The following is a 24,844-nucleotide window of genomic DNA, read 5'->3' on the forward strand; positions in this document are numbered from 1 at the left end:
GAATCGGCCACCGGCGGGGCCGTGCATCCTTCGAGGCTCGCCGAAGAGGCTCGCACCTCAGGATGACGGAGATAGAGCGAATTGCGCGTCCCCGTGCCCAGCTACTCCTTCACCGCACCGGTCAGCGACGACACGTAGTAGTCGACGAACAGCGAGTAGAACAGCGCGACCGGCAGCGAGCCGAGCAGCGAGCCGGCCATCAGCGCGCCCCACTGGTAGACGTCGCCGGTGACGAGCTCGGTCAGGATCGCGACCGGCACCGTCTTGTTGGCGCCGCTCTGGATGAAGGCGAGTGCGTAGATGAACTCGTTCCAGGACAGCGTGAAGGAGAAGATGCCGGCCGAGATCAGGCCGGGCACCGCGAGCGGCAGCGTGATCCGCCACAGGATCTGCAACCGCGTCGCGCCGTCGACCAGCGCGCATTCCTCGAGCTCGTAGGGGATCGATTTGAAATAGCCGATCAACAGCCAGGTGCAGAACGGCACCAGGAAGGTCGGATAGACCAGGATCAGCGCCAGCGGCGAGTCGAACAAGCCGAACTGCACGATCACGGTGGCGAGCGGAATGAACAGGATCGACGGCGGCACCAGATAGGCGAGGTAGATGCCGAGGCCGACATAGGGACTGCCGCGGAAGCGCAGCCGCTCGATCGCATAGGCGGCGAGCGTCGAGGCGAACAGCGACAGGAAGGTCGAGCCGATCGCGACCAGCATGGTGGTCTTCAGCCAGCGCGGATAGGCCGTGTCGAACAACAAATGCTTGATATGCGCGAGCGTCGGCGAGGTGATCCAGAACGGATTGTGCTCCTTGTAGTTGAGCAGCTCGGCGTTCGGTTTGAACGAGGTGACCGCCATCCAGTAGAACGGAAACAGCAGGATCAGGATGAAGCAGGCGAGCGGCAGATAGATCATCACCACGCGCCGGGCGCGGGAGTCCCACGCCATCGTATCGGGCGTGGCGCTGGCGACGTTGGAGGATTGGGCTGCAACGTCAGTCATTGGCTTCTCCCTGCTGCCATTTGCGGCGCGCGAGGCCGAAGTAGCTGAACAATGTTGCGAACACCAGGAACGGGATCATCGAGACGGCGATCGCGGCACCCTCTCCGAGCTCGCCGCCGGCGATGCCGCGCTGGAACGCCAGTGTCGCGAGCAGATGGGTCGAGTTGACCGGGCCGCCGCGGGTGATGGCGTAGACCAGCTGGAAGTCGGTGAAGGTGAAGATGATCGAGAACGTCATCACGATCGCCAGGATCGGCATCATCATCGGGAAGGTGATGTAGCGGAAGCGCTGCCAGGAGGTGGCGCCGTCGAGCATCGCCGCCTCGTAGAGCGAGGGCGAGATAGTCTGCAGCCCCGCCAGCAGCGAGATCGCGACGAACGGGATGCCGCGCCAGATATTGGCGGCGATCAGCGAGAACCGCGCCGGCCAGGGCGAGCCGAGAAAGTCGACATTGCTGTCGCGCCAGTGCAGCACGTCGACCAGGAGATAGGAGATGATCGAGAACTGCGGATCGTAGATCCACCAGAACGCCAGCGCGGAGAGCACCGTCGGCACGATCCACGGCAGCAGCACGATGGCGCGGATCAGGCTCTTGAACGGAAAATGGTTGTTGAGCAGCAGCGCCAGCCAGAAGCCGAGCGCGAACTTTCCGAAGGTTGCGATCGCGGTGTAGAAGATCGAATAGAACACCGCGTTCCACCACAAGGAATCCTTGAGCAGATACTGGAAGTTCTCAAGTCCGATGTAGATGCCGCGCTGGCCGATCGTGGTGTCGGTGAAGGCGAGCCAGATGCCGAGGCCCAGCGGATAGGTGAGGAACACCAGCAGCAGGCCGATCGCAGGCGCAAGGCACATCACGATCAGGAACGGCTTGTAGTCGAACAGGCGCGCGAGCCAGCCCGGCTGGTGCAGCGCCGCGCCGCGTGAGGGGAGGGTGGTGACAGACATCAGGTTCTTGTCTCGGTCCTACTTCCAGGGGCATTCCGGGCTGGTGCGTTAGCACCGGACCCGGAATCTCGAGATTCCGGGTTCGACGCTACGCATCGCCCCGGAATGACAGCGGCTTGAGGTCGATCTTACCGGCCTTGCCGCCGGAAGTACCGCTTGGCGCGCTGTTCGGCTTCTGCTGCGGCGGCCTCGGGCGTTGCGGCGTCGGTCGCGACCGAGGCGCACATCTGCACCAGCACATAGTCGGCGTTGACGGCGCCGGTCGCGGTCGAGATCGGCCCCTTGTAGCCGTTGTAGTAGGGGCTCCTCATCGTGTCCTTGAAGATCGCGACCTTGGGGTCGCTCGACCACACCGCCGCATCGGCATAGGCCGCCAGCGGCTGCGACCAGTAACCGGAGTTGGCGTTGAGCCACGGCTCGTACTGTTCGTGCTCGAGCATGAACTGCAGGAATGCCTTCGCGGCGTTCGGATACTTGCTGTGCTTGAACACCATTGCGTTCAAGGTCAGGCCGGACATCGGAGAGGTGGGGGCCAGCCCCTTGATCAGGAACTGATGCGCGGTGTCGTCGGCGATCGCCTTGGTCGCGGGATCGTTCTTCAGCGAGAAATACAGCGAGACGCCGTTTGCGGTCAGGCCGATTTCCTGCGACGAGTAGGCGCGGTTGTTGGAAACGTCGTTCCAGGACGGCGTGCCGGCGATGAAGGTCGGATAGAGTTCCTTCAGATATTTCAGCGCCGCGATCGTCTCCTTGCTGTTGATGATGATGTTGCCTTCCTCATCGAGCAGCGCGGCGTTGTGCGACCACAACAGCCAGTTGGCGAAGCCGTTGCCGTCGCCGACCGCGTTGCCGAGTGCGAAGCCCGCGGGCTTGCCGGCCGCCTTCAGCTTCTTGCAGAGTTCGAGGAAGCCGGCGTGGTCCTCCGGCACCTTGTCGAAGCCGGCGGCGTTGACCAGCGACTTGCGGTAGACCAGCGGGCCGCCCGAGGCGCCGAACGGCAGGCCGACCCAGCTCTTCGACTTCGAGCGCATGCCGTATCGGCGCGCCAGCGTGAGCCATCCGCCATAGCGCTTGTCGAGATAATCGGCGACATCGGTCAGCTCGATCAGCTTGTCGATATAGATGTGCGGCGCGTCGCCGAAGCCGATGATGATGTCGGGGCCGGCGCCGGAGTTCGAGGTCACGGCGGTCTGCTGGTTGATGTCCTCCCAGCCGACGAAGTCGACCTTGATCTCGACACCGGTCTTGTCGGTGAATTTCTTGGCATTGGCGCGGAACACGTCCTCGTCGGCCTGGACGAAGCGCACCGGCCGCAGCATGCGCAAGGTGGCGTCCTTTTCGATCGGCAGCGACGGCGCCGCCACGTCGGCTGCCTTCACCTTCGACGCCTCCTGCGCCGAAGCGCCGGTGACCGCCAGCGCCGCCGCGGAAGCCCCCAGCACCAGCGCGTCGCGACGCGTGATCTCGTACTTCATGTCGTTCGCACTCCCGTTCTTATTGTTTCGTTGTTGTTTTTCCTTCCCGGCGTTTGGCCGCCGGTGAAGGTCTCTTGGTCTCGGCGCCAGCCGCACAAAGGGCCCGCAAGAGACGGGCCCCGCACGAAAAACGCATTCCCGCCCTAGCTGTTCGGACCGCGATCCATGCTGACGGGCTGCCAGCGGCGCAACGCGGTGTTTTGCAGCACCGACGGGTTGACGCAGCTTACCGGCCACATGCCTTGCAGCACTAGTGACAATTCGTAGCCCACCCGGCGCTTGCGCGCCTCGTCAAAACGTGCCGACGCCGAGGCGACATGGGCGGTCAAGGTAACATTGTCCATCCCGAGCATCGGATTGTTGTGCGACGGCGGCTCCTTTTCCAGCACGTCGAGCGCGGCGTGGGCGATCCAGCCCTCTTGCAGCGCCTTGATCAGCGATTCCTCGTCGACCGTGGCGCCGCGGCCGGTGTTGATGAAGATCGCCGACTTTTTCATCTGGCGAAAATGCTTCTCGGTCAGCATGTGGTGCACTTCGGGCCGCGCCGGGGCGTGCATCGAGACGAAATCCGACTGCGACAGCACCTCCGACAGCGTCGAGGGGATCACGCCGTGGTCGTACATCAGGGTTTCCTGGATGAAGGGATCGTAGGCCACCATTCTGAGGCCGAACGGCGCGGCGCGCTTGGCGACAGCGCGGGCGACCCGGCCGAACGAGATGAAGCCGAGCGTCTGGCCCATCAGCCGCGGAATCTTCAGAAGCGCCGGGCGGCCCTCGGCCCAGCGGCCGGTGCGCACCATCTTGTCCTGCTCGATCAGGCGGCGGAAGCCGGCGAGCAGCAGCATCATGGCGTGGTCGGCGACCTCCTCGATGAAGGTGTCGGGGATGTTGGTGACGGGGATGCCGCGGGCGGTCGCGGCCTTGACGTCGACCGAGTCGACGCCGACGCTGCCGAGCGTGATCACCTTGCAGTTCTCGAGCGCGTCGATGACCGCCTTGGTGATCGGCATGCCCTTGGCGTAGATCGCGTCCGCGGAGCGTGCCGCGGCGATGAATTCGGCCTCATTGGCCGGCGCCTCGACGATCTCGGCGCCGATCGGATCGAGCGCCTCGCGCTCATAATCGTAGCCGCCGCCGGCGACCGTGAAGCTCGCGCCCTTCGGCGTGACCACCCTGAATTTCGACATTGTCTGCTCCCGATGTGAGTCTGCTGTTCTTGCTTCTTGCTGGTTTGCTTCTTGATCTTGCTTCTTCTTGCTTCTTGGAGCGCGGCTGGGGTCGCCGCCTTCCCATGCTTGTACGCGAGCTGCGCTGTTCTCTCCACAATTGCCGGTTGGTCCGCGGCCTGATTCTCCGGGCTTCTACGGGGAACCTCCGTAACCAACAGGTAAAGGGTCTCACATTACGGTGCGCGGAATCAATCCGCCAATCGCGTCGCGTTCCCCGCCTCTTCTGGAGACCCCCGTGAAGCTGTCAAATCTGAAGATCACCCCCAAGCTCGGCATTCTGGTGGGGGTGACCCTCCTTGGCCTGTGCACGGCCGGCATCCTCGCCGGTCACCTGATGCAGCGGGAGATGCTGAATGCGCGCATCGACCAGGCCAAGGCCATCGTCGAGATGGCGAAGAACATGGCGGCGGGCCTGAAGAAGGATGTCGATGCCGGCAAGCTGACCAGGGAAGCGGCACTCGCCGAGTTCGGCAAGCGTGCCAACACCCTGACCTACGACAACGGCGCCGGCTATCTGTTCGGCACCGACTACAGCGGCATCACGGTGCTGGCGCCCGATCCGAAGCAGGTCGGAACCAATCGCATGGACGTCGTGACCAATGGTCGCAAGCTCTCGCAGGAACTGATGGACGGCGTGAAGGCCAAGGGCGAGATCCTGCTGTTCTATGATTATGTGAAGCCCGGCCAGGAGACGCCGATCCGCAAGCTCGGCTACGCCGTCGCGGTCCCCGGCTTCGATATGTATCTCGGCACCGGCGCCTATCTCGACGATATCGATGCCAAGATGCGGCCGATTGCCTGGCTGCTCGGCCTCGCGATCCTCGGCATCGGCATCGTTTCCGGCTCGGTCGCCTGGCTGATCGGCCGCAGCATCTCCCGTCCGCTCAACCTGCTCGGCGCCCGCATGCGCGACATCGCCGACGGCAAGCTCGACGGTGACATCCCCGGCGTCGGCCGCGGTGACGAGGTCGGCGGAATGGCGGCCACGGTTCAGGTCTTCAAGGACAACGCGGTTCGCATCCGCGGCCTGGAACAGGCCGAGGCCGAGACCAAAGCACGCGCGGAGGCCGAGCGCCGTGGTGCGATGGAGAATATCGCCAACGATTTCGAGCGCAGCGTGAACGGCATTGTCCGCACGGTGGCCTCCGCTGCCGCCGGCATGCAGACCACGGCGCAATCGATGACCGCGACCGCAAGCGACGCCAGCGCGCGGGCCGCGACCGTCGGCGCTGCGTCCGACAGCGCCTCCAACAATGTCGGCACCGTCGCCGCCGCCGCCGAGGAGCTCTCCAGCTCGGTTGCGGAGATCTCCCGCCAGGTGGCGCGCTCCAGCGAGGTCGCGAGCCAGGCGGTGGCCGATGCCGAGCGCACCAACGCGACCGTGCAGGCGCTCTCCACCGGCGCCGAGAAGATCGGCGAGGTGGTCAAGCTGATTCACTCGATCGCAGCCCAAACCAACCTGCTCGCGCTCAACGCCACCATCGAGGCGGCGCGCGCCGGCGAATCCGGCCGCGGTTTCGCGGTGGTCGCCTCTGAAGTGAAGGCGCTGGCCAACCAGACCGCGAAGGCGACCGAGGAGATCTCGGCGCAGGTCGCCGCGATGCAGGCTTCCACCGGCGAGGCGGTGACCTCGATCGGCGGCATCACAGCGACGATCGCGCAGATGAGCGAGATCACCGCCTCGATCTCGACCGCGATCGACCAGCAGGGCGATGCGACGCGCGAGATCGCGCGCAACATCCAGCAGGTCGCGGCCGGCTCGAGCGAGATTTCCGCCCATATCGGCGGCGTCACGTCAGCGGCCGCCGCCACCGGCACCGCGGCCGGCGACGTGCTGTCGAATGCCCGCGAGCTCGACACGCAATCGGGCATGCTGCGCAACGCGGTCGACGAGTTCCTGCAGAAGGTGCGCGCGGCGTAAGCGAGCCGCGTAGGGTGGGGTAGCGACGCTACGCCACCCTACGAATCCGTATCCCCGTCATCCTGAGGAGCGCGCTCTTGCGCGCGTCTCGAAGGATGCACGGCCACCAGTGGGGCCGTCGATCCTTCGAGACGGCCGCGTTGCGGCCTCCTCAGGATGACGGAGTTGGCAGAGTTCGTCGCTTCGCTTCGCTCGCAATGACGGGTGTCTCTACTGCTTCTCGATTCCGGCGTCGGCGATCAGCTTTTCCCACAGCACGAGCTGCTCCTTGAGGAATGCCTCGAACTCCTCGGGCGTGCCGGAGAATGCCTCCATGCCGCGCTCGGCGAGCTGGCTCTTGATGTCCGGCCGCTCGATGATCTTGCGGATCTCCGCATTCAGCCTGACCACGACGTCCCTCGGCATGTTGGCGGGGCCGAGATAGCCCTGCCAGGAGGTGATATCGAAGCCCTTCACGGTGTCGTCCATCGTGGGCAGGTCCGGCAGCAGCGCCGACTTCCGCTTGGTGGTGACGGCGAGCGGCTTCAGCACCTTGGCGTTGACGTGCGGCAGCCCGGTTGGCACGTCGATGAACATCATCGAGATGCGGCCGGCGATGACGTCGGTCAGTGCCGGCGGTGAGCTCTTGTAGGGCACATGCAGCAGGTCGATGCCGGCGAGGCGCGCGAAGGTCGCGCCGGAGACGCTCGCCGACGACGAGCCGCTGGCGTAGCTGTACTTGCCCGGCTCCTTCTTGGCGAGCGCGATCAGCTCGGCGACCGAGTTCGCCGGGATGTCCGGATGGATCACCAGCATGAAGGGCAGGTCGCCGGTGCGCGCGATCGGCGTGAAATCCTTAATCGGATCGTAGTTCATGGTCTTGAGCAGATACGGATTGGCCGAGTGCGTCGTGTTCGTGGTGACGAACAGCGTGTAGCCGTCGGGCGCGGAGCGGGCGACATAGTTCGCCGCGATCGAGCCGTTGGCGCCGGCCCGGTTGTCGATCACCATGCCGACGCCGAGCGCAACGCCGAGCTCCTTGGAGATCAGCCGCGTCGTGGTGTCGGTGCCGCTGCCGGCGGCAAACGGCAGCACCAGCGTGATGTTGCGGGTGGGATAGGTCTGGGCAAGTGCCGCCCCGGATATCGCCGCAAGCGCGGCGGCGGCTGCGGCCGCCAGGCAGCGATATCGTCTCAATCCCATGATCATGTCGTCGTCCCCCCGCGCAGGCCCTGAACAGGCCCATTGCGGCCGAAGCTAACCCGGCCGCCATGGCCGCGGAAGCCGTGCCGGGAGCAGCCTTTCGCCGCATGGCCGCTCCCGGGCCGTCGCAGGGCGCGCTGCCAAAATATCGAAAACAACCCCATGCAAAGGAGCCGGTGGCGGCCGGCGCCCGACCAGGCAACTTGACACGTCGGGCAAATCAGTGCCATTATTCCGATAGTCAGAAATTCAGTCGTGGGGACGCTACGATCCCGCCGGGAAGACCTGCGCGACGTGAAACGCCTTGGTGGTGATGAGCCACCGGCCGTCGATGCGATGAAACACCAGATGATCGATGAAGCCGGTTTGGCCGGCCCTGACGCGCACCTTGGCGACGGCCAGATCGGACGCGGTCTGGTCGATGCTGATGATGGCCTCCTCGCGCGGCGATTTCATCGACGCCGGCGAGGGACGGCTGCGGATGAAGTCGCGGAATTCGGCGGCCGACCGCACCGTGTGCTTGCCGTCCCGGATGCCGTGCACGATGCAGGCATCGGCGAAGACGTCGCAGAACCGGCTATCGTCGACGTCATACATCAGGTTGAAATATCCATCGATCGCGGATGCGATGGCCTCGATGTCGCTCATTGCAAAATCTCCTTGGCGGTTGATGTGGCGGTGGCCGCACCGGATCGAACCGGTGATCTGCGCCGACAGTGGCCGATATGGTGGCGGAGTGCTACGACTGGGCGGTCATCTCTTGGATGACTGAGAGGCATCGGCATGGACGAAGTTGATGGTCGGCTGGTTGGCGGCCTGGTGGTCCTCGCGGCGCTGGCGGATGCGCGCAGTTTTGGCCGGGCCGCCGAACGGCTCGGCATGACGCAATCCGGGGTCAGCAAGGCGATCGCGAAGCTCGAGGCGCGCCTCGATGCCAGGCTGGTTCACCGCACGAGCCGCGCCGTCGAGCTCACCGAGGAAGGACGCGCGCTGTGCGAGCGGGTTGCCGCGCATCTGGCCGGGATCGGCGAGGCGGCGGCGGAGACCTCGAAATCGCGCGATGCGGTTCGCGGCAGGCTGCGGGTCAATGTCGACCCGTTGTTCTCCCGCATGGTGCTGTCGCCGAAGCTGAGCGAGTTCCTGCTGCAGAATCCAGGGATGGAGCTGCGTATCGAGACCCGCGACCGGATCGCGGATCTGGTCAGCGACGGTTTTGATCTGGCGGTGCGTTTCGGCGAGCCGACGCCGTCGGCGCTGATTGCGCGCCGCGTACTCGATACGCGCGTGCTCACCGTGGCCTCGCCGATCTATCTCGAACGACACGGCCGGCCGCTTGATCCGCGGGAGCTGGCAAGCCGCGACCATCAGTGCATCCATGCAATCGACGCGGCGACCGGGCGTCCCTTCGATTGGGAGTTTCGGCGCGGCGGCGAGGTCGTGCCGGTCGCGGTTAACGGGCGGCTCACCGTGACCGATTCGGGAACCAAGCTCGGCGCTTGCCTGGCCGGCTTCGGCATCGCGCAGGTGATCGATCTCGGCCTCGACGATCACCTGAGGAGCGGCGCGCTGATCGAGCTGTTTCCGGACTGGCCCGACGAGCGTTTTCCGCTCTACGTCTATTACGCCTCGCGTAACCACGTGCCGGCCAAGGTGAGGCGGTTTATCGACTTCATCACGGAAACCCTGGCGGCAAAGTCGCATTCGCCACGCAAATCCGCCGGCTTGCGCAAGGTTGGCTAGTCTAGTGCTTCGCCGACGTCTTGGCCGATCCTTGCCGCGAGGCGATGATGACGCCGGCGAGCACCAGCGCGTAGCCGATCAGATGGAACGGCGCGAGCGTCTCGCCGAGCAGCAGGATCGCCATCGCCGAGCCGAACACCGGCACCAGATGGAAGAACGGCGCGGCGCGGTTCGGACCGATCAGCGCGACGCCGCGGTTGAAGAACAGATAGGCGAGCGTGGACGGGAAGATCAGCACATAGGCGAGCGTTGCGCCGGTCAGCAAGTCGAACTTCAGCGTCACGCCGTTGGCGAACTCCCAGGCCGCCACCGGCAGCAGCATCAGCGCACCGCAGCAGGTGGTGAACGAGATCAGCGAGAGCTGGTGGATTTTCGGCCGCCGCGGGATCAGCGCCGAATAGAGCCCGAACGACACCAGCGAGGCGCCGAACATGATGTCGCCGCGGTTGAAGCTGATACCGGCGAGCGCGGAGAAGTCGCCGCGCAGGATGATGGTCAGCACACCGGCCAGCGAGATCGCGATGCCAGCCAGCTGCGCCGGCGTCAGCCGCACGCCGAACAGGATCAGCGACCACAGCGCCACGAACAGCGGCCCCGCCGACTGGATCAGCAGCGCATTCAGCGCCTCGGTGTACTGCATTGCCCAGTAGGAGATCGCGTTGTTGAAGGCGAAACCGACCGCGGACAGCAGCAGCATCAGCGGCAGGGCGCTGCGCAGCTTCGGCCAGTCCTGCTTCAGATGCGGCCAGGCGAACGGCAACAGGATCAGGAAGACGCCGAACCAGCGGATGGTGGTCAGCGTGACCGGCGGCACATGGCTGCCGACATGGCGCGCCAGCACGATGTTGGCGGCCCAGAACAGCGACGTCAGGCTGAGCAGCAGATAGGGCTGGTTATTGAGCCAGTTGAGCGGCGAGCGGCGTGGCGTTGTGGCAGGTGCGGGCAAGGCGGTCATTATCGGGCGGATGTTGTGCCCGAATCCGCCGCCGCGACAAGACGAAAGAGCGGATTGGAGCCATGCGTGGTCGAACTCGTCGTCAAGCACAGCGCGACGAAAGCTCAATTCCGTCATCCCGCGCAAAGGCTTCGCCTTTGTCGCTGGAGGAGCGCGGAGCGCGTCTCGAAGGATGCACGGCCCGGCTGTGGCCGATTCATCCTTCGAGGCTCGCTCCGCTCGCACCTCCAGCGACAAAGGCGAAGCCTTTGCGCGGGGATGACGGGGATGGGTCTTCGTCGGCCCGCCGCCTATTTCTGCGGCCCCGACAGCGAGATGTCGCGCTCGGCGCGAAACACGTTGCTGTAGAGATTGGCGATCCATTGCCGTCCGCTCGAGGTGATGTTGAGGTAGCGGATCGCCTTCTGCACATGCGGGGCGACGCTGTCCCAGTAGAACCGCGGATAGCGGTCGACGAGATCGGCCGGCGAATCGTAGCCGAGCTGGCGGTTCAGTCCGGCCTCCTCGAATTCGATGTACAGCGCATTGGCCTTGCGGATGTAGTGGGGATCGCCGAGCTGGCCGATCAAATCGGCGGCCCGCAGCAGGGTGGCCTCTTCACCGAAATCCTCGTCGTCATCAGGGGCGCTCAGCGGAAAGCGGGTGCCTTCGATGGCACGCACAATGCGCTCCTTGTCGAGCAGGGTGACGCCCTTGAGCCGCTCCATCACGAAGATCTTGGAGCGATCGACGTGGTAGGACATCAGCGCCGCATCCGACGAGCCGCGCGGCAGGATGATCTTGCGGCCGTCGGCATCGACCAGATAGCCGTCCTGGCCGTCGGCCTCGAACAGCCCGCGCACATAGCCGATGTCATGGGTGAGGCAGGCGATGATGACATGGGCATAATCCTCGGCGCTCATATGCGAGTGCAGCGCGCGGCCGCGCAGGATGTCGTGGCCGGCCAGCGTCACCAGCATGGTGTGCTCGACATTGTGATAGAGCGCGTCGCTGTTGCCGATGCATTCGAGCGCGATCCGGGCGATCGAGGGCACCATTTCCACCAGCTGGGTCTGCGAAGAGCCGAACCGGCGCTGCATGTACTCGCCGAGGAACTTGCCGAGCGCGTCGGCCGCTAGTTCTGGAAGGGTCATCACGGCCTTGACCTCCGAGAGCTGACCTGAGCTTACGGCTCGGCGGTATTTCAGGCTAGTCCCGCGATGTGACATAATCGTTGCGGCTAGACCGATGTGCCTTGGGCGGGAGCGGTGATGGGTGTCGATCTCTTGAACGTCAAAGGCCTGAACGAGCTGGACCGCGAGGCGCCGGTCGTGATGGTCAATCTGATGCGGTTTCGCGCGCGGTCGCTCGACGGCGACGGCTCGGGCTGGGATGCCTATTTGCGCTACAGCGCGCTCACCGTCCCGATGATCAAGGCGCGCGGCGGCACGCTGCTGTGGACCGGCAGCGCCGAGACGGTCGCGCTGGGCGAGCCGGCCGGCCAGCGCTGGGATTATCTCGCGCTGGTCTACTACCCGAGCGTCGCCGCCTTCATCGACATGATGACCTCGGCCGACTACGAAGACCGCTGCGACCCGCACCGCCGCAACGGCTGCGAGGAGCACGTCATCATCGCGACGCGCGAGGCCTACAGCAAGTTCAAGCCTTCGTAGCACCGTCACCCTGAGGAGGCCGCAACGCGGCCGTCTCGAAGGGTCGACGGCCCGACTGGGGCCGATTCATCCTTCGAGACGCCGCTTCGCGGCTCCTCAGGATGACGGGTTGATTAGCGGTGCCAGCGCCGCGTGGCAGGCGCTCTGCACGACACGGCAGACATCATCGCTCGACCGCCCCGCGCTCAGCGACGCGAAGGTCGGATAGCTCGTCAGCGCGAAGATCAGGTCGACGGCGTCGCTGCGGGCCTGCTGTGACGCGCCCTTGCCCGCGACGCGGTCGACCAATGCGGTGACGCCGCGGCGGCGGCGCTCGTTGCGCTCGCGCACGGCCTCGGCGAATTCGGGATCGGTCGCCATCGCGTCATGCAGCCGGCCGACCGCGGAATCCCGGCTCCAGAATCCGCAGAAGATCTCCACCATCCGGTCGAGCGCGGCGCGCGGATCGGCCATCGTCATGGCGTCGGCGAGCTGGTGCAGCCCGCCATGGCGCGCGATCTCGTCGAACACCGCCTCGAGCAGCCCGCGCCGCGAGCCGAACTGGTTGTAGACGGTCAGCCGGGTCACGCCCGCCGCCTTGGCCACCGTATCCAGCGAGAAGCGCGCGATGCTCTCGTCGCGCAATGTGCGCGAGGCGGCCTCGATCACGCGCTCGCGGGTTTCGGCGGCGGCGGCGCTGCGCGCCGGGCTCACATAGCTGCGCGGCGGCATCGGTTTGCCTTGCTTTCGTCAGATTGACTATACATTATGTATATCTAATTTCCAATGCCCATCCGGAGCGACATCATGCAGACCGCCCTCATCATAGCGTTGTCCCTTCACGTCCTGTCATCGGTGTTTTGGGCCGGCTCGAGCTTCACCCTGGCGCGCACCGGCGGCCTCGGCGGCGAAAAGCTGCTGTTTCCGCAAATCGGCGCCGCGACGGTCGCGATCGTGACCGGCGCCACGCTCTGGCGCCTGGTCCATGAAGGGTCGTTCGGGCTGTCGGAGCAGATTCTGGCCGGTGGCGCGATCGCGGCACTGGCCGCAATCGCCGTGCAGGTCATCGTCGGCGGCGGCGCGGTCCGGCAACTGCGCAGCAGCGCGGACGATACGTCAGCCGCACGCTCGCGACTGGCGGTCGCCCAGCGCATCGCCGCCGGGCTGCTCGCGATCACCGCGCTGTGCATGGGCGCGGCGCGCTATGCGTGAGCCTGGAGCCTTTCCCGTTCCGATAAAATCGCAACGGGGCTCCAGACTCTTGTTGTGACGCGTTTTCTTCACCCGAACCGGTATCCACTTCGCTCGAAAACGCTCTAGAACTTCCGCACCAGGTCCGGAGTGATCTCCTTCAGGCTGCGGATGCCGAGCAGCGCGAGGTCGCGGTCGATCTCGGCATGCAGCAGCGAGATCGCGCGCGCCACGCCGGCCTCGCCCGCGACCACGGCGGCATAGAGGAACGGCCGGCCGACCCAGACGAAGTCCGCACCGAGCGCCAGCGCCTTGATCACGTCGGTGCCGCGGCGGATGCCGCCGTCGACCATCACGGTCATGTTGCCCTTCTGCGCCGCGATCTCCGGCAGCGTGCGCAAGCCGGAGACGGTGTAGTCGAGCTGGCGGCCGCCATGGTTGGAGACCATGACGCCGTCGCAGCCATGCTCGCGCGCCAGCCGGGCGTCTTCCGGCGCGATCAGTCCCTTGACCACGAGCTTGCCGCTCCAGCGCTTGCGGATCAGCTCGACATGCTTCCAGGCCAGCTGGTCGCGGCTGCCGATGTTGCGCATCAAATTCTTGGACAGCACCGGCGGGCCCTGCTTGGCGTCCATGTTCTCGAAATGCGGCATGCCGTGATTGAACACGGTGCGCGCCCAGGTGTTGAGCAGCCAGTCGGGATGGGTGACGGTGTCCCAGAACACCCGCGGCGTGATCTCGAGCGGCACCTGGAAGCCGTTGCGGATATTGTTCTCGCGGTTGGGCGGCACCGGCACGTCGGCGGTGACGACGAAGGTATCGTAGCCGGCGGCGGCGACACGGTCGACCAGCGGCTCGATCCGCTCGGGAAGGCCGGCGAGATAGGCCTGGTACCAGGCCGAAGGATTGGCGGCGCGAACGTCCTCCAGCGTGATCAGCGAGGAGGCCGACAGGATCATCGGGATGTTGGCGGCAGAAGCGGCGCGCGTCAGCACGATGTCGCCGCGATAGGCGCACAGCGCGGACGAGCCCATCGGCGGAATGCCGAACGGCGAGGCGTAGCTCTTGCCGAACAGCGTCGTGGTCTGGTCGCGGCCGGAGACGTCCTGCAGCACCCGCGGCACGAAGCCGTATTCCTCGAACGCCCGGCGATTGTCGGTGCGGGCCATATCGGTCTCGGCGCCGCCGGAGATGTAGCCGTAGAGGAATTTCGGCAGCAGCCGGCGCGCCTGCGGCTCGAAATCGTCGAGCGTGAGATAGCGCCGCAGATGCCGCGGTACGGCGGGTGCTGCGCGGTTGACGGTTACGGGAGGCGGAGAGGGGGCTGCGGTCCGGTCGTGCACGTTGAGCGTTTCCGTTGTTCTTGGTTCTTGGTCGGAAGGCCAGACTAGAGCATGATCCGGAAAAGTGGATACCGGTTTTCCGAAAAGATCATGCTCAAACAAAGAGATGAGATCATGATGCGATTCCATGGAAACGCATCATGATCTAGCGCCTGCCGGCGGGCCCGACAAATTTCTCGTTGAACTTGTTGACGGACTGGCTGACGTCGCTGAGCGTCTTGCGGGTCTCGGCGATCATGGCGCTGGATTTCTTGTCGAAGCTCTGGATCAGCTCGCGCAGCGAGATCACGGTCGGCAGCAGCTCGCCGCCATATTTGTCGCTGCCGAAGCTTTTCAGGAACTTGTCGGCCGAGTTCATCTTGGCGTCGACCGCGCTGATGCCGTCGTCGGCGGCGTCGATGAAGCCGGCGATCAGCTCGCCATTGCCGGACAGCGAATTGGTGAAGTTCTCAAGCCCGAGCAGCGAGTCCTTGATGTCGGCCTCATTCTCGCTGATGACGCGGTCGACATTGCGCAGCGCGACTCGCAGCTTCTCCTGGATCCCCATCGTGCCTTCGGCGTCGGCCGTCAGCTCGGGAATGCCGTCGGCGCCGAGCGTCGGCGGCGGAGCATCGTCGGTGCCGCCGGTGAAGGAGATCGAGGCGATCCCGGTCAGGCCCTGGAATTCGAGGCCGGCCTGGGTGTCCTTCTTGATCGGGGCGTTGCCTTCGATCCGCGTCATCGCCACCACGCGGTGCCGGTCGAGCCTGATCGAGACCACCTCGCCGATCCGCACGCCGGCGAAGTTGACGCTGCCGCCGCGGCGCAGGCCGGAGGCCGAGCCCTCGAAGATGACGCGGAACGGCACCATCCGCTTGATGCCGGCATAGCGCTGATAGCCCAGCCAGCCGCCGAGCGAGCCGGCGACCAGGGCCAGCGTCAGGGTGCCGATCAAGAGATTGCTGGCGCGCGCCATGCGTAAAACCCGTCTGCGAAGCAGACCCTAGTGTGCTGAATGCGAAGTTCGTGCGATTTCGCGGCAACCACTTTCACGAACTTCGCATTCATAAAGCACACTAGAATCATAAGTTTGCTAGTGTCCTCATCGAATCCGAAGTTCGATCCGAAGGTGCGGCAAATGATGCGAACTTCGGATTCGGGACACTAGCTGATAGCGGATTTGCCGCCGATAGTCACCGCGGGCTTTCCTTACCTCGCCCCGCTTGCGGGGTCGAGACGAGCGAAGCTCGCTCTTAGAGGTCGGATCGCATGCAGCGCAGCGGAATGCGGTCCGGGTGAGGGGAGTCTCCGCGCATTCGTCTCTCGCCGTCCTCGCGGAGCGAGCCCCTCACCCCAACCCTCTCCCCGTAAGAACGGGGAGAGGGAGAGGAGAATTACGCGCTCTGCTTCCGCGACGCCGCGAAGACGCCGGCCAGCACCAGCGCGAAGCCGATGAAATGGAAGGCCTGCGGATGCTCGCCGATGAACACGATCGACATGATGGTGCCGAACACCGGAACCATGTGGAAGAACGGTGCCGCGCGGTTGGCGCCGATCAGCTGCACACCGCGGTTGAAGCACAGATAGGCCAGTGTCGAGGGGAACACCGCGACATAGAACAGCGACAGCAGATTGTTGATCGTGAGCTGCATCACCGGGCGCGCGCCGAGTTCCCAGATGTAGAGCGGGATCAGGACCAGCGCGCCGCAGCCGAAGGTGAAGGCGGCGACCGACAGGCCGTGGATTTTGGGCCGCTTCAGGGTCAGCACCGAATACAGCGCGAAGATCACCAATGCGACGATGAAGATCAGATCGCCCTTGTTGAACTCGATCTTCGACAGCGTCGTGAGATCGCCGTGCAGCAGGATCACCAGTACGCCGGCGAGCGACAGCAGCACGCCGAACAATTGCGCCAGCGTCAGCCGTGCGCCGAGCAGGATCAGCGACCACAGCGCGACCACCAGCGGTGCCGCGGATTGCAGCAGCAGCGTGTTGAGCGCCTGGGTGTGCTCGAGCGCCCAGTATTGCAGCGTGTTGAAGGCGCTGATGCCGGTGATCGACATCAGCACCATGATGCCGAGATTGTTGCGGATCACGGGCCAGTCGCGGACGAGGTGCTTCCAGGCAAACGGCAGGATGATCAGGAATGCCGCCGACCAGCGCAGGAACGACAGCGTCACCGGCGGAATGTGGCCGGCGGCGAGGCGGCCGACGATCGCATTGCCGGCCCAGCATGTCGCAGTGATGCAGAGCAGCAGATAGGGCTGGTTGGCGATCCAGGAGCCGGCCGCAGGCGTTGATGTGGTGGAATCGGAGGCAGACATAAAGAGGGCCCGGGTTCACGACGCCGCGGCCTGCCCGGCTGGCACCGCCGGGCCGGTATGGATCTCCCCGGCTCGGATCACAGACACGGATTTCGTCATTCCATCAATGGGGATAGACGCATCGCGACCATGCGCGAAGACCCCTTCACCAAGGCAGCATGACGGCGCCTGGCCGGGCCAGCCCCGCGCCGGTCGCGCAGGGGATCGAACGCTTGGTCCTAGCCGGTCTCCGGCGGCGTGGTCTGGCGCTTGACGATCTGCTCGGCGAGCTCGATCAGGATCCGCTTGGTGTCGGGGTCCTGCACGTCGCGAAACACCCGCAGCATGCGCAGTTCGAGCAGGGACTGCAGCGATTCCGCCGTCTGGCCGGCTTGCGTCGGCGCTGCCGTGACCGGCCGGCGGTTGAGGATGTCGGCGGCGATTCCGAGCATCTCGGCTACGGTCGCGAGGCGACCGGTATCGATCTTCACCGTGCCGTCGACGCCATTCTTTTGCAGGGAGGCCCCGGCGCACAGGATCTCGGCGAGATCCGCCTGCGACAGCCCGATGGCGCGCCAGCGCGCCTGCACCAATTGGTCGATTTGGTCGTCCTGTGATGTGCTCATGATGCGTTCAGACCATCTCCAGCTAGGTCCGTGGACAGCATTTCCGCTACAAAAGTTGGTAGCAAATGAACCGGCGGTTCGTCGCGATGGGACTTCTACGGATCATGCGGCTGGACAACGGGTCCTGCCGTACCGGGCAACGTGCAGGATGATCCGCGCCTCTACGCCGGCCGGGCAGTCGCGCCGGACGGGCACCGCAGTGCGCACCCTGGTCTGGGATGCTCGCATCAGCGTCATCCGGCCACAGCCCTTATTATCAAGACCGTGCGCGAATGCAATCAGGGGGCGACAGGGGAGATGAACCCAACCGGATGTGTGACCGCGCCACATATCGCGGTGTCTGGTCCTGGCAGGGCGATGCGGTCGGCATGGCGGCAGCCCCGGGAGCGCCGCCATGGCTGCGCGGCGCCGCTCACAAATCGATGATCCCGAGCGCGATGCTCTTGGCCACCCCATGGGTCTTGTTGGAGGCCTCGAGCTTGCGCAGCGCCTGCTTGATGAAGCCTTCCACCGTCTCCGGCGAAATGCCGAGGATCTGCGCGGTGTCGGCCACGGTCTTGCCGCGCGCCGCCCAGGCGATCACTTCCTTTTCCCGCCCGGTGAGCTTGATGGTCTCGGCGGCGTCCGCGGGCTTGAGGATGGTCGGCGCGTTGCGCTGGTCGCGGTTGACGATGTCCATCGCCCGCTGCACCCAGTAAATCATCAACAGATGCAGTTCATGGCGATGGCAGACGAACAGCTTGTCGAAGTCGCGCGGCTCGTCTTCCCAGAAGAACACCGTCGAGCTCGAATGCACCGCGCCGAGCCGGTCGCGATAGTGGAAGGGAACGACGAAGCCGTCCTTGAATCCGAACTCCCGGGCGGCATCCATCGTCTTGACCTCGGGCGGTCGCTTGCGTCCGCTTCGCTCCGGCAGCTTCAGGCTGCTCCAGCTGAACGGCGTGTTGGTACGTCGTGACCGCGCCAGCGCCGGATCGGCATGAACGAACTCGTTCTGCACATACGCCCGCTTCCAGGCATCGGGAAATGTGCCGATATGATAGGGCAGATCAAGGTCGGGCCGGCCGGCATCGACAAAGGCAAAGCCCGAGAAGCCGTAATTCTGGACAACGCGATGCAATGACGAGCTGAGCTCGTCGATGGTATCCGACGCCTCGATGGTCGAAATCGCGTCTACCAGGCCCATTGACGAAAACCCCCGGTTTTAGGGGGTACCACAGTTAACCCCTTTTGTTCCAGATGTTCCCGCATTTGGAGGAAGGGACAAATGCTTCATTCATTGGACGGCTACCATGCCCTCATTACCAGGGAAGAGCTTGATCCGGCGCATGTCGGGGCGATGTTGCGGCTGCGCAAGCGCCTGTTCGTCGACCATTGCGGCTGGCTTCTGACCACGGTCGGGGATGTCGAACGCGATCAGTTCGACTGCTGGTATACCGAGCACTGCCTGTTGTTCTCCGGCGTCGAGCTCGTCGGCGGTTTCCGGGCTATCCGCACCGATTATCCCTATCTCACCAAGTCGGTCTTCCCGCAGCTTGCGCTGCGTCGCTTTCCGACCAGCCGCGACGCCTGGGAGATCAGCCGTTTCGGCGTGCTGCCGAACGTTGCGAGGTCGCAGGCCGCACGCGTGAACTACGCGCTGATGTTCCGCTTCGCCGAGCTGCGCGGAGCGAAGGCGCTCGTCGCGCTGGCTGACCTCTCCTATGAGCGTTTTCTCACCCGCATGGACATCCGCACCCGCCGCTACGGCCCGCCGCAGGTGATCGGCAATGATCGCACGGGCCGCCCGCTGACGGCGCTCGCCGGAGAAATCCCGCTCGGTCTCGCCGCCAATCCCGGCCTGACCAAATTCCTCGACCTTGGACGGCAATTGGAGATCCACGATGCTTCACATGTTCTCGGACGTTCGAGCATTCCAGCGTGATCCGCTGCGTCTGCTGCTGACGCGCGGCAACGAGTCCGCGCTGGGGCTGGTGCCGTTGCAACTCGGTCCCGCGCCGGTGTTCCTGGTGAACGATCCGGATCTGCTGCGCCCGATCCTCAAGGCGCCGGAGACCGACATCGGAAAGGGCAAGCTGATCAAGAAGCTGACGCCGGTGCTCGGCCGCAGCTCGCTGATGCTGAGCGGCGAGGAGCACAAGCGGCGGCGAGCGGTGCTGCAGAAGCACATGGCCAAGGGCAGCGTCGAGAAATTCCTGCCGCATATGTGCGCCGAGATCCGCGCGGTCGGCGCCAGCCTGGCGCGGCTCGGATCGTTCGATCCGCACCATGTCACCGCGATGCTGGCGCTGCGGACGATCTGCGTCGCGATCTTCGGCTCCCAGGTGATGTCGTCCGGCGACGAGGAAGCCCTGGTTCAGGCGGTGGGCGCGATCGAGGACGATCTTGCAGAAGAGATGTTCCGCGCGTTGCCGTTCGGTCCGGTGGCCTGGTATCGGCGGCGCAAGAACCGGGTCTGTGCCAAGCTTGCGATGTCGACGGTGGTGCAACGTCTGCGCCGCAAGGCCGGCTCGAGCAGTGCGCTGCGCGATCTCGAGGCGCTCGGCCTGACCGATCGCGATCTCGAGGACGAGATCCTGACATTGCTGCTGGCCGGCCACCACACCACAGGTTCGACTGCGGCGTGGATGTTCTACCAGATGGCTGCCGATCCCGCCCTGATGGACGAGATTGCCGACGAGGCGGCGGAGTGCCTCGGCGACGACGGCGAGCTGCGGCTTGACGCGGTGAAGCGCGCCAATCTGAGCGCGACGCTGGTCAAGGAGGTCTGCCGGCTCTATCCCAGCGCCTGGTGGTTCTCGCGCGAGGTGATGCAGCCGGTGACGATCGGCGGGCGCGACCTCAAGGTCGGCACCTCGCTGTTGATCTGCCCCTGGCAGCTGCAGCGCGACCCCCGGCATTTCGAGGATCCGGACCGCTTCCTGCTGACGCGGCGCTACAACACCGACGCCTACATCCCGTTCGGTGCCGGTCCGCGCGCCTGCGCCGGGATGGGGGTTGCGATGCTCGAGCTGCAACTGCTCGCGCTCGAGATCGCCGCGGCCTATCGCTTCACCGGCGTCACTCCGAATCCGGCGCCGTGGCCGAAGGCCTCGGTGACGCTGATTCCCCCGCCGATGACCATCGACATCGAAATCCGCGAGATGCGCCCGCGCATCCCGCATCTCGGCGACGAAGCCGAGCATCTGCCGTACATCCCACCCGTGGGTGCGGCGTCCATCAGCACACTACAATCGGTATCCCAATGACAACTCAGCTAACAACGGCCAGCGCCGGGCAAAGGGCCATGGATCAAGTGCAAGTGCGCAGTTTGCGCGACGTCATCGCTGTCTTGATCGAGCAGCGCAGCATCGTGAGGGCGGCCGGCGCGAGCTTCGCCGCGCATCTGCTCGACCTCGCGATCATGCAGCTGCGGCTCAACGTCAATGATATTACGGCGGAGGAATTATCCGGTCTGTCCGACTTCGTCGGCGCAGAGTTCATGAGGGATAAATCCTCGCATTGATCGCGGCGACCGGTCTTCGGATCGGTCTCGCGCAGGATCGGTCTCGCGCAGGCTCAGCCTTGCGTAGGATCAGTCCTGCGTCGCCACCAGCGCCTTCATCGTGGCGCCGGCGGCAAGCGCGGCATCGTTCGGATCGATCTCGATCTGCAGGCCGCGCTGGCCGCCATTGACGAAGACCGTGACGTGGGTGAGGGCGGTCTCGTCGATCGCGGTCGGCACCTTCTTCTTCTGGCCGAACGGGCTGATGCCGCCGACATGATAGCCGGTCAGCCGCTCGGCATCGGCCGGGCGCATCATCCTGGCCGACTTGCCGCCGAGGGCGGCGGCAAGCTTCTTCATGCTGACCTCGCAGTCGGACGGCACCACGGCGCAGACCGGCTTGCCGTCAACCTCCGCCATCAGCGTCTTGAGCATGCGATTCGGGTCGACGCCGAGCGCCTCGGCCGCCTGCAGCCCGATGCTCTCGGCGCTGGAATCGTAGACATAGGTGTGAAGCTTGAAGGCAATGCCGAGCTTGCGCAGCGCCATCGTCGCTTGGGTGGAATTGGGCATGGACCCTGCCGGTTAATCTAAGTGAATGATCGCCGTAATAGGAGCTGCGATCAATCCACAGCAGGTCCGGCGTCACGTTGCCGTAACATTAAATTCCAGCCAGCCCGGCGCGGCCGGGCGCAGCATGGAATTTAATGGGGATATCAAAGGGTTGTAGCCCGTCTAAAAGGCGTAAACGAGCCCCTTCTTGCTTGCGCAGCCGAGCCGCTTCCTTTATCCGGTAGGCGCCTTGCGTGCGCGCGGCCGGGCGCCGCGATTTAGGCTGGGCATATCAATGCAGGTCGCTGTGGGCGGACGCGTTTTCGCCGCGATCATGGTCTGAAACACCTGAAGGGAACATCTTCGCAATGGCCAATGTTGTCGTCGTCGGCGCCCAATGGGGTGACGAAGGGAAGGGCAAGATCGTCGACTGGCTGTCGGAACAGGCCGACATCGTCGTGCGCTTCCAGGGCGGCCACAATGCCGGCCATACGCTCGTGATCAATGGCGAGACCTACAAGCTGGCGTTGCTGCCCTCCGGCGTGCTGCGCCCGAACAAGCTCGCGGTGATCGGCAATGGCGTGGTGTTCGATCCGCAGGCCTTCCTCGACGAAGTCGCCAAGCTGAAGGGGCAGGGCGTCGCGGTCGGACCGGACAATCTGCGGATCGCCGAGAACGTCACGCTGATCCTGCCGCTGCATCGCGAGCTCGACGCCTTACGCGAATCGTCCAACGCCATCACCTCGATCGGCACCACCCGCCGCGGCATCGGCCCGGCCTATGAGGACAAGGTCGGCCGCCGCGCCATCCGCCTGATGGACCTCGCCGACCTCGACACCCTGCCGCACAAGATCGAACGCCTGCTGGCGCATCACAATGCGCTGCGCCGCGGCCTCAACCTCGCGGAGATCGACGGCAAGAGCATCCTGGGCGAGCTGTCGGCGATGGCGCCGAAGCTGCTGCCCTATGCCGAGACGGTGTGGCGGCTGCTGGACCTCAAGCGCCGCGAGGGCAAGCGCATCCTGTTCGAGGGCGCGCAGGGCGCGCTGCTCGACGTCGACCACGGTACCTATCCCTACGTGACGTCGTCCAACACGGTGGCGGCGCAGGCCGCGACCGGCACCGGCCTCGGCCCGGGCGCGGTCGGCTATGTGCTCGGCATCTGCAAGGCCTACACCACCCGGGTCGGCCAGGGTCCGTTCCCGACCGAGCTGAACGACGAGATCGGCGAGGAAATCGGCCGTCGCGGCAAGGAATTCGGCGTCAATACCGGGCGCAAGCGCCGGGTCGGCTGGTTCGATGCCATGCTGGTGCGACAGACTGTCCGCACCTGCGGAATTGCCGGGCTGGCGCTGACCAAGCTCGATATTCTGGACGGGTTCGACAGCATCAAGGTCTGCATCGGCTACAAGCTCGACGGCAAGGAGATCGACCATCTGCCGGCGGGCGAGGGCGCGCAGGCCCGGGTCGAGCCGATCTATGAGATCATCGAGGGCTGGAAACAGCCGACGGCCAATGCGCGGTCCTGGGCGGACCTGCCGGCCCAAGCCATCAAGTACGTTCGCCGGGTCGAGGAATTGGTGGGGTGTCCGATCGCCCTGCTGTCCACCAGCCCGGAGCGTGAAGATACTATTCTGGTACAGAATCCGTTCGAGGCTTAACGGGATATTACCTATATCCCTCCAATTGTGTGGAAATGGCTGACTACTACCCGCTGATCGCCCGTGCCATCGCCGGATTGGACCCCAACGCCCCCGGCGAAGCCCGCCGTGCGCTGTACGCGCGGGCGCGAACGGCGTTGATCCAGCAGCTCCGCGGCGTGCAGCCGCCGCTCTCCGAGTCCGAGATCACCCGCGAACGGCTGTCGCTGGAAGAGGCGGTTCGCAAGGTCGAGTCCGAGGCCGCGCAGCGCGCCCGCGAGGCCTCGCGCCCCGGCGGCGCGGCCGTTGCCCGCGGCAGCCGCGCCAATGCCCGGCCGCCCGAGCTCGGTCCCGCCGACACTGCCACGCGCCCGCGGCCTCCAGCCGAACCCCGTCCGCCGCGCAATTTGCGCCCCGACGCGCCGCCGCCGGCCCCGCCGCGGCCGCAGAACCCGCCGGTCCCGCCCGAGACCCAGGCGCCGTCGGCCCGGCCGGGCCCGCCCCGCCGCGGTCCGGAAGGCGCGGCGCCGCCGGTGCCGCCGGCCGCGCCGGGCGTGCGCGGCTTCCGTGACATCACCGCCGATGCCGACGATCTCGGCCGCGCCGCGGCGCAAGCCAGCCGCAACGCGCGCAAGACCTACGCCAACGTGCCGTCGCCCTCGCCGGAATTCGATCGGCTCGAGCCGAGCCTGGAGAATCGCGGCGGCGATCCCGAGGCGCCGTATTCCTACGACGAGTCGATCGAGGAGGCCGAGCGCTACACCCCGCAGCCGCCGCAGGGTCCGCCGCCGCAGCGGTCGCGGGCCGGCAACGGCGAGCGCGAGCCGAAGAAGCCGCCGCGCGTCGGGTCGATGTTCCCGTTCAAGACCGCGATCGTGATCGGCATCCTGCTGATCCTGGTCGGCACCGGCATCCTGTTCCGGCAGCAGGCCATGACCATTGTCAGCAGCCTGTTCAAATCCTCGGCCCCGGTCGAGGCGCCGAAGGATGCCGCGTCGACGCCTGCGAGCAAGAAGATCACCGACCGCGTCGGCCAGCCCTCGTCGTCGGGCGAGACGGTCGCGCCGGTGGCGCAGCGCGTGGTGCTGTATGACGAGGATCCGTCGGATCCGAAGGGCAAGCAGTATGTCGGTTCGGTGGTCTGGCGCACCGAGCAGGTCAAGGGATCGGGCAACCAGAAGCCCGACATCGCCGTGCGTGCCGACATCGACATCCCCGATCGCAAGTTCAAGATGACGATGTCGTTCCGCCGCAACACCGATTCATCGCTGCCGGCGAGCCATACCGCGGAATTGACCTTCATCCTGCCGCAGGACTTCGCCAATGGCGGCGTCGGCAACGTGCCGGGCATCCTGATGAAGTCGAACGAGCAGGCGCGCGGCACGCCGTTGGCCGGGCTCGCGGTCAAGGTCACCGACGGCTTCTTCCTGGTCGGCCTTTCCAATGTCGACGCCGACCGCTCGCGCAATCTGCAGCTCTTGAAGGAGCGCTCCTGGTTCGACGTGCCGCTGGTCTACACCAACCAGCGCCGCGCCATCATCGCGATCGAAAAGGGCGCCCCCGGCGAGCGGGCCTTCAACGAGGCGTTCGCCGCGTGGGGTGAGTGACGGCCTGAGCTCTCGCCCCGGTTGCCAGCAATGTCATCG

At 65.4% G+C, this 24,844-nt stretch carries 24 protein-coding genes; 9 read left to right on the forward strand and 15 right to left on the reverse strand.

All coding sequences use genetic code 11. The annotated features are described in order from the left end of the window. Nucleotides 1–101 precede the first annotated feature (101 nt). The 4 genes from I6F38_RS18995 to I6F38_RS19010 all read right to left on the reverse strand — a co-directional run bounded on the left by I6F38_RS18995 (nucleotide 102) and on the right by I6F38_RS19010 (nucleotide 4,609). On the reverse strand, nucleotides 102–998 hold the full coding sequence (locus I6F38_RS18995; protein WP_026193344.1) for a carbohydrate ABC transporter permease: 897 nt from the start codon (nucleotides 996–998) through the stop codon (nucleotides 102–104). Continuing rightward, the gene (locus tag I6F38_RS19000) at nucleotides 991–1,947 is read right to left on the reverse strand and encodes a sugar ABC transporter permease (RefSeq protein WP_092085191.1); all 957 of its coding nucleotides are present in this window, start codon (nucleotides 1,945–1,947) and stop codon (nucleotides 991–993) included. The genes I6F38_RS18995 and I6F38_RS19000 overlap by 8 nt, the downstream gene beginning before the upstream one ends. 128 nt (nucleotides 1,948–2,075) lie before the next feature. Further along, a complete protein-coding gene (locus tag I6F38_RS19005) occupies nucleotides 2,076–3,422 on the reverse strand; it encodes an extracellular solute-binding protein (protein ID WP_069276553.1) in 1,347 nt (448 codons plus the stop codon). 143 nt (nucleotides 3,423–3,565) lie between these two features. Then, nucleotides 3,566–4,609 (reverse strand): C-terminal binding protein, encoded by a 1,044-nt coding sequence (locus tag I6F38_RS19010; protein ID WP_225161400.1) that lies wholly within the window; start codon nucleotides 4,607–4,609, stop codon nucleotides 3,566–3,568. Nucleotides 4,610–4,886: 277 nt separating this feature from the next. Between I6F38_RS19010 and I6F38_RS19015 the strand changes: the two genes are divergently transcribed. Further along, complete coding sequence (locus I6F38_RS19015) at nucleotides 4,887–6,572, forward strand: methyl-accepting chemotaxis protein (protein ID WP_225161401.1); 1,686 nt, start codon at nucleotides 4,887–4,889, stop codon at nucleotides 6,570–6,572. Between the two features lie 210 nt (nucleotides 6,573–6,782). Here I6F38_RS19015 and I6F38_RS19020 read toward each other — a convergent pair whose 3' ends face one another. Continuing rightward, on the reverse strand, nucleotides 6,783–7,754 hold the full coding sequence (locus I6F38_RS19020; RefSeq protein WP_225161402.1) for a tripartite tricarboxylate transporter substrate binding protein: 972 nt from the start codon (nucleotides 7,752–7,754) through the stop codon (nucleotides 6,783–6,785). Nucleotides 7,755–8,018: 264 nt separating this feature from the next. Next, on the reverse strand, nucleotides 8,019–8,402 hold the full coding sequence (locus I6F38_RS19025) for a nuclear transport factor 2 family protein (protein ID WP_225161403.1): 384 nt from the start codon (nucleotides 8,400–8,402) through the stop codon (nucleotides 8,019–8,021). 135 nt (nucleotides 8,403–8,537) lie between these two features. On the opposite strand from I6F38_RS19025, the gene I6F38_RS19030 reads away from it, so the two are divergent. Continuing rightward, nucleotides 8,538–9,494 (forward strand): LysR family transcriptional regulator, encoded by a 957-nt coding sequence (locus I6F38_RS19030; RefSeq protein ID WP_225161404.1) that lies wholly within the window; start codon nucleotides 8,538–8,540, stop codon nucleotides 9,492–9,494. A gap of 1 nt (nucleotide 9,495) precedes the next feature. Here I6F38_RS19030 and I6F38_RS19035 read toward each other — a convergent pair whose 3' ends face one another. Next, entirely contained in the window at nucleotides 9,496–10,449 is a 954-nt protein-coding gene (locus tag I6F38_RS19035) for a DMT family transporter (RefSeq protein WP_225161405.1), read from the reverse strand. A 290-nt stretch (nucleotides 10,450–10,739) separates the two neighbouring features. Further along, a complete protein-coding gene (locus tag I6F38_RS19040; RefSeq protein ID WP_092085207.1) occupies nucleotides 10,740–11,585 on the reverse strand; it encodes a metal-dependent phosphohydrolase in 846 nt (281 codons plus the stop codon). Nucleotides 11,586–11,699: 114 nt separating this feature from the next. Between I6F38_RS19040 and I6F38_RS19045 the strand changes: the two genes are divergently transcribed. Beyond that, on the forward strand, nucleotides 11,700–12,101 hold the full coding sequence (locus I6F38_RS19045) for a DUF1330 domain-containing protein (protein WP_225161406.1): 402 nt from the start codon (nucleotides 11,700–11,702) through the stop codon (nucleotides 12,099–12,101). 96 nt (nucleotides 12,102–12,197) lie between these two features. Here I6F38_RS19045 and I6F38_RS19050 read toward each other — a convergent pair whose 3' ends face one another. Continuing rightward, nucleotides 12,198–12,812 (reverse strand): TetR/AcrR family transcriptional regulator, encoded by a 615-nt coding sequence (locus tag I6F38_RS19050; RefSeq protein ID WP_225161407.1) that lies wholly within the window; start codon nucleotides 12,810–12,812, stop codon nucleotides 12,198–12,200. Nucleotides 12,813–12,887: 75 nt separating this feature from the next. Here I6F38_RS19050 and I6F38_RS19055 point away from each other — a divergent pair, with 75 nt between their 5' ends. After that, nucleotides 12,888–13,292, forward strand: a complete 405-nt coding sequence (locus I6F38_RS19055; protein WP_225161408.1) for a hypothetical protein — start codon at nucleotides 12,888–12,890, stop codon at nucleotides 13,290–13,292. A gap of 104 nt (nucleotides 13,293–13,396) precedes the next feature. Here I6F38_RS19055 and I6F38_RS19060 read toward each other — a convergent pair whose 3' ends face one another. From I6F38_RS19060 to I6F38_RS19080, 5 genes are all read right to left on the reverse strand, one after another. Continuing rightward, nucleotides 13,397–14,614: an alpha-hydroxy acid oxidase gene (locus tag I6F38_RS19060; protein ID WP_346657120.1), complete on the reverse strand. Its 1,218-nt coding sequence runs from the start codon at nucleotides 14,612–14,614 to the stop codon at nucleotides 13,397–13,399. A 145-nt stretch (nucleotides 14,615–14,759) separates the two neighbouring features. Further along, entirely contained in the window at nucleotides 14,760–15,569 is an 810-nt protein-coding gene (locus I6F38_RS19065; protein WP_225161409.1) for an MlaD family protein, read from the reverse strand. 418 nt (nucleotides 15,570–15,987) lie between these two features. Next, entirely contained in the window at nucleotides 15,988–16,917 is a 930-nt protein-coding gene (locus I6F38_RS19070) for a DMT family transporter (RefSeq protein WP_028343500.1), read from the reverse strand. Nucleotides 16,918–17,135: 218 nt separating this feature from the next. Further along, nucleotides 17,136–17,522, reverse strand: coding sequence for a hypothetical protein (locus tag I6F38_RS19075; protein ID WP_028343499.1), 387 nt, complete (start codon nucleotides 17,520–17,522; stop codon nucleotides 17,136–17,138). A gap of 412 nt (nucleotides 17,523–17,934) precedes the next feature. Further along, complete coding sequence (locus I6F38_RS19080; protein ID WP_016842683.1) at nucleotides 17,935–18,708, reverse strand: LuxR family transcriptional regulator; 774 nt, start codon at nucleotides 18,706–18,708, stop codon at nucleotides 17,935–17,937. Nucleotides 18,709–18,789: 81 nt separating this feature from the next. On the opposite strand from I6F38_RS19080, the gene I6F38_RS19085 reads away from it, so the two are divergent. Genes I6F38_RS19085 through I6F38_RS19095 form a run of 3 tightly spaced genes read left to right on the forward strand, consistent with a single transcriptional unit; the run spans nucleotide 18,790 to nucleotide 21,027 of the window. Beyond that, on the forward strand, nucleotides 18,790–19,446 hold the full coding sequence (locus I6F38_RS19085) for an acyl-homoserine-lactone synthase (protein ID WP_225161410.1): 657 nt from the start codon (nucleotides 18,790–18,792) through the stop codon (nucleotides 19,444–19,446). Further along, complete coding sequence (locus tag I6F38_RS19090) at nucleotides 19,406–20,770, forward strand: cytochrome P450 (RefSeq protein WP_225161411.1); 1,365 nt, start codon at nucleotides 19,406–19,408, stop codon at nucleotides 20,768–20,770. The genes I6F38_RS19085 and I6F38_RS19090 overlap by 41 nt, the downstream gene beginning before the upstream one ends. 38 nt (nucleotides 20,771–20,808) lie before the next feature. Beyond that, complete coding sequence (locus I6F38_RS19095; protein ID WP_016842680.1) at nucleotides 20,809–21,027, forward strand: hypothetical protein; 219 nt, start codon at nucleotides 20,809–20,811, stop codon at nucleotides 21,025–21,027. A 69-nt stretch (nucleotides 21,028–21,096) separates the two neighbouring features. Here I6F38_RS19095 and ybaK read toward each other — a convergent pair whose 3' ends face one another. Next, entirely contained in the window at nucleotides 21,097–21,579 is a 483-nt protein-coding gene (gene ybaK, locus I6F38_RS19100) for a Cys-tRNA(Pro) deacylase (protein WP_028333475.1), read from the reverse strand. Nucleotides 21,580–21,926: 347 nt separating this feature from the next. On the opposite strand from ybaK, the gene I6F38_RS19105 reads away from it, so the two are divergent. After that, nucleotides 21,927–23,219 carry an adenylosuccinate synthase gene (locus tag I6F38_RS19105; RefSeq protein WP_225161412.1) on the forward strand — a complete coding sequence of 431 codons (1,293 nt, stop codon included), beginning with the start codon at nucleotides 21,927–21,929 and terminating at the stop codon, nucleotides 23,217–23,219. Between the two features lie 35 nt (nucleotides 23,220–23,254). Next, nucleotides 23,255–24,805, forward strand: a complete 1,551-nt coding sequence (locus tag I6F38_RS19110) for a hypothetical protein (RefSeq protein ID WP_225161413.1) — start codon at nucleotides 23,255–23,257, stop codon at nucleotides 24,803–24,805. The last annotated feature ends 39 nt before the right edge of the window (nucleotides 24,806–24,844 follow it).

This window comes from Bradyrhizobium sp. BRP56 (genome assembly GCF_020194035.1).
GTDB lineage: Bacteria > Pseudomonadota > Alphaproteobacteria > Rhizobiales > Xanthobacteraceae > Bradyrhizobium > Bradyrhizobium australafricanum.